Here is a 3,931-nt window from a genome sequence, read left to right as displayed (position 1 = left end):
TGTCTCTTATACGAGGGCATCCGCCGGGACATCACCTCCGCCCGGCACGAGGGCTGAGGCCCCCTCAACGGCTGCCCCTGCCCGTGCCCGGCGTCCGCACCCGCGGACGCCGGGCACGGGCGTACGGTCCGTCAGAGCGGACGCCCGTCCGCCGCCCGCCGGGGCGCACGCGGGCCGCGCAGCGGCAGGGTCCGGCTGAAGACGAGGTTCGTCGTGGTGCTCCCGAACCCGGCCAGGGCGTCGACGACCTCTTCGAGGTGTCCCATCGAGGTGGCGGCCACCCGCAGGACGTAGCAGTCGTCGCCGGTGGTGCGCAGGCACTCCAGGATCTCCGGCCGCTCCGCGAGGAGCCGGTGCAGCGGTTCGTGCCGGGTACCGGGGTACTTCAGCCGGACCACCGCCAGTACGGCGTGCCCGGTCCGCTCCAGGTCGACCTCCGCCCGGTACCCGGTGATCACCCCGAGCGCCTCCAGCCGGCGGACCCGCTCGGTGGTCGCCGACGCGCTCAGGCTGACCCGCCGGGCCAGCTCGGTGAAGGGGATCCGGCCGTCGCGCTGGACCTCGTCCAGGATCGCCCAGTCCGTCGGATCGAGACTCTCGGTCATCGGCCCAGATTACCGGCTGATCCACGGCCGAACGCCCCCTGGACCGGGAGGAATCCCTTCTGGGAGCGGGTGCCGGCTGGCTAGGCTCGGCGGCGTGGAGATCGGAGTCAACGTCCTCAATTTCGGCCCGGGCACCGACCCGGGCCTCCTGCGCGCATGGGCCCACACGGTGGAGGGCCTGGGTTTCGACCTGCTGATGGTCTCGGACCACGTCGCGGTCACGCCCGATGTCGCCGAACGCTATCCGGCACCCTTCTACGAGCCGTTCACCACCCTTTCCTGGCTGGCCGGCATCACCACCCGGGTACGGCTCGGCACGACCGTGCTGATCGCCCCGTACCGGCACCCGCTGCTGACCGCCCGGATGGCGGCCAACCTCGACGACCTCAGCGGCGGACGGCTGGTCCTCGGGGTGGGGGTGGGCTGGGCGCGGCAGGAGTTCGCCGCGCTGGGGGTGCCGTTCGAGCGGCGCGGCCGGATCACGGACGAGCACCTGCGGGAGGTCCGGGCGGCCTGGGCGGACACCGCCTCCTACGGCCACCGGAGGATCCCGGTGTGGGTGGGCGGCAACAGCGGGGCGGGGATGCGGCGGGCCGTGCGGTTCGGGGACGCCTGGCATCCGCTGCGCGTCACCGTGCCGTGGCTGCGCGGGGCCGTGGAGCGGCTGGAGGAGTACGCCGCCGAGGAGGGCCTGCCCGTACCGGCACTGGCCCCCCGCATCGCGCTGCGGCTCACTAGTACACCGGTCAACGGGCCCGAGCGCCTGGCGGGCGAGGGGACGGTCGACCAGGTCATGGAGGACCTCGCGCAACTGCGCCTCCTGGGCGCCGAGTCCGTCGTCCTCGACCCCTACGGGGGCGACCCGGACGAGACGCACCGCCCGCAGGCCGCCTGGCAGGCCCTGGCCACCGTGGCCGCGCACCTCGCCCCCCGCCCCTCCGACGCGACGGAGCTGCCGTGACCGTCACCCCGGGCGACCACGCCCTCCTGCGCAGGGCCATCGCCCTCGCGGCCGAGGCCCGCGAGGCCGGCGACCCGCCGTTCGGGTCGCTGCTGGCGGCCCCCGACGGGACGGTGCTGGCGGAGGAGCGCAACACCACCGTCACGGGCCGCGACATCACCGCGCACCCCGAGCTGAAGCTGGCCCAGTGGGCGGCGCGGGAGCTGGACGCGGACACCGCAGCCCGCACCACGATGTACACCAGCTGTGAGCCCTGCTCGATGTGCGCGCCGGTCATCCGGCTGGCCGGGCTGCGGCGGGTGGTGTTCGCCCTCTCCGGCGAGCAGCTGCTGGGGATCAGGCCGGCCTCCGGCCGCCCGCCCGTGCCGCAGGACGGCCCGGCGCTGCCGGACGAGGTACGGGCGGTGGTGGAGCCGTACTACCACCCCTCCCCGGACCGCCCTTCCCCTACGGCGAGTTCGTGAACGACCTGCGGTAGGAGCGGGGCGGGACCCCGCGGCGGCGGACGAACTGCTCGCGCAGGACGGCCGCGCTGCCGTAGCCGACCCGCCGGGCGATCTCCTCGACGGGCAGGTCGGTGGTCTCCAGGAGTTCCTCGGCGCTGCTCAGCCGCAGTCCGCGCAGCCAGGCGTGCGGGGTGGTGCCGGTGGCGGCGGTGAAGCGGCGGGCGAAGGAGCGCTTGCTCATCAGGGCGCGCCGCGCCAACTCCTCGACGGGGAGCGGCTCGTGGAGGTGGGCGCGGGCCCACGCGAGGACCTCGGCGAGGCGGTCGTCCTGACAGTTCTCCGGTACGGGCGCGGCCACGTACTGGGCCTGTCCGCCGTCGCGGTGGGAGGGCAGCACCATGTCCCGGGCGACGGCGTTGGCCGTGGCGGCACCGTGCTCGCGGCGGATCAGGTGCAGGCACATGTCGAAGCCGGCGGCGGCTCCGGCGCCGGTGGCGATGCGCCCCTCGTCGACGTAGAGGGAGTCGGGTTCGACGGTGACAGCGGGGTGGCGGTCGGCGAGCAGTCCGGTGAACCGCCAGTGGGTGGTGGCCCGGCGGCCGTCGAGCAGCCCGGCGGCGGCGAGGGCGAACGTGCCGACGCAGTGGGCGGCGACGAGCGCCCCCCGGTCGTGGGCGGCGGCCAGGGCTTCGAGGACGGCCGGGGCGGGCGGTGTGCGGAAACCGGTCCAGGGCAGGGCGATGACGAGGTCCGCCTCCGCCAGCCGGTCCAGCCCGTGCGTGAGGGCGAGGGGCACCCCGAGGTCGGTGGGCACCGCGCCGGGCCGGTCGGAGCAGAGGGCGAAGTCGAAGGCCGGCATCCCCTCCCCCCTCGGTCCGAACACCTCGGTGACGATGCCGACCGCGAGCATGCCGACGCCGGGCGGGGCGTAGGCGGCGACGGTGAGGAAGGGCTGCTGCACGGGGGCAGTCTGCCAGGTGTGGCACGAATCCTGCGATCGGTGTCATCAACGCCACTCGTGGCGCACCCGGCACGGCGAAAAGAATTGGGGTCATGAGCGAAGCACTGAACACCGCACCGACCGAAGTCCGCACCGACGCCCGGACCCTCGCACGGCCCGACGCGCCCCTCGGCCGCAGCGCCGTCTACGCGGTCCTCAACACCGGCTACGTCGGCTCCACCGGCCCCGGCGTGGCCGCCACCGTCTCCTACGCCGGCGACGGCGGCCGGCACGTGATCTTCGACCCGGGCATGGTGGCGAGCCCCGGTCACATCCTGGACCCGCTGGCCGAACTGGGTCTGGGCGCCGACGACATCACGGACGTGGTGCTGAGCCACCACCACCCGGACAACATCATGAACGTGGGTCTCTTCCCCAAGGCGAGGATCCACGACCACAAGGCGGAGTACCTGGGCCACAAGTGGACGGCCCGTGACGCCGAGGGGTACGAACTCACCCCCTCCCTCCGTCTGATCCACACCCCGGGTCACAGCCTGGAGGACATCACCCTGCTGGCGGGCACGGAGTCCGGGGTGGTGGCCTTCGCCGGCGACCTGTGGTGGCACGCCGAGGGCCCGGCGCCGGCGGACGGCCCGGTCGCCCCGGACCGCGAGGCGCTGCGCGCCGCCCGCCGGCGCGTCCTGGCCGCGGCGGACCTGATCGTGCCGGGCCACGGCGCCCCGTTCGAGCCGGGCGACGGCGTTCCGCTGTAGCCGGCCGCGGTGCGGGCGGGGACCGGGAACGCCCGGTCGGCCGTGTGTCGGTCGCGGGGCGGGGTGGCGGGGTGCGGCACGGTGGGCTGCGGTGGGCGGCCTTCCGGGTCGGCGGCCCCGGGCGTACGCGGGAGAGGTTCCGATGAGCGACCACGGCAGCTTCCCGAGCAGTCGTCGTGCCCTGCTGCTGGCGGCCGGGTCGGCGT

At 74.8% G+C, this 3,931-nt stretch carries 5 protein-coding genes; 3 read left to right on the top strand and 2 right to left on the bottom strand.

All coding sequences use genetic code 11. The features are described from left to right. Positions 1 to 131: 131 nt before the first annotated feature. Positions 132 to 605, bottom strand: a complete 474-nt coding sequence (locus tag VR44_RS37130; protein ID WP_045952079.1) for an Lrp/AsnC family transcriptional regulator — start codon at positions 603 to 605, stop codon at positions 132 to 134. A 94-nt stretch (positions 606 to 699) separates the two neighbouring features. On the opposite strand from VR44_RS37130, the gene VR44_RS37125 reads away from it, so the two are divergent. After that, on the top strand, positions 700 to 1,566 hold the full coding sequence (locus VR44_RS37125) for a TIGR03619 family F420-dependent LLM class oxidoreductase (protein ID WP_045952078.1): 867 nt from the start codon (positions 700 to 702) through the stop codon (positions 1,564 to 1,566). Next, entirely contained in the window at positions 1,563 to 2,030 is a 468-nt protein-coding gene (locus VR44_RS37120) for a nucleoside deaminase (RefSeq protein WP_045952077.1), read from the top strand. Before VR44_RS37125 ends, VR44_RS37120 begins: the two co-directional genes overlap by 4 nt. Here the strand turns inward: VR44_RS37120 and VR44_RS37115 are convergent. Next, positions 2,014 to 2,922 (bottom strand): GlxA family transcriptional regulator, encoded by a 909-nt coding sequence (locus VR44_RS37115; protein WP_045952081.1) that lies wholly within the window; start codon positions 2,920 to 2,922, stop codon positions 2,014 to 2,016. The two genes, VR44_RS37120 and VR44_RS37115, sit on opposite strands and share 17 nt — an antisense overlap. Before the next feature lie 143 nt (positions 2,923 to 3,065). Between VR44_RS37115 and VR44_RS37110 the strand changes: the two genes are divergently transcribed. After that, entirely contained in the window at positions 3,066 to 3,725 is a 660-nt protein-coding gene (locus VR44_RS37110; protein WP_094192163.1) for an MBL fold metallo-hydrolase, read from the top strand. Positions 3,726 to 3,931 lie beyond the last annotated feature (206 nt).

The organism is Streptomyces katrae, from assembly GCF_000966975.1.
GTDB lineage: Bacteria > Actinomycetota > Actinomycetes > Streptomycetales > Streptomycetaceae > Streptomyces > Streptomyces katrae.
Note: the sequence above shows the minus strand (reverse complement) of the source record. Positions and strands in the feature narration are given on the sequence as shown.

Coding starts and splice junctions, on each gene's coding strand:
- VR44_RS37130 (WP_045952079.1), bottom strand. CDS start 605: ATGACCGAGAGTCTCGATCCGACGGACTGGGCGATCCTGGACGAGGTC.
- VR44_RS37110 (WP_094192163.1), top strand. CDS start 3,066: ATGAGCGAAGCACTGAACACCGCACCGACCGAAGTCCGCACCGACGCC.
- VR44_RS37115 (WP_045952081.1), bottom strand. CDS start 2,922: ATGCTCGCGGTCGGCATCGTCACCGAGGTGTTCGGACCGAGGGGGGAG.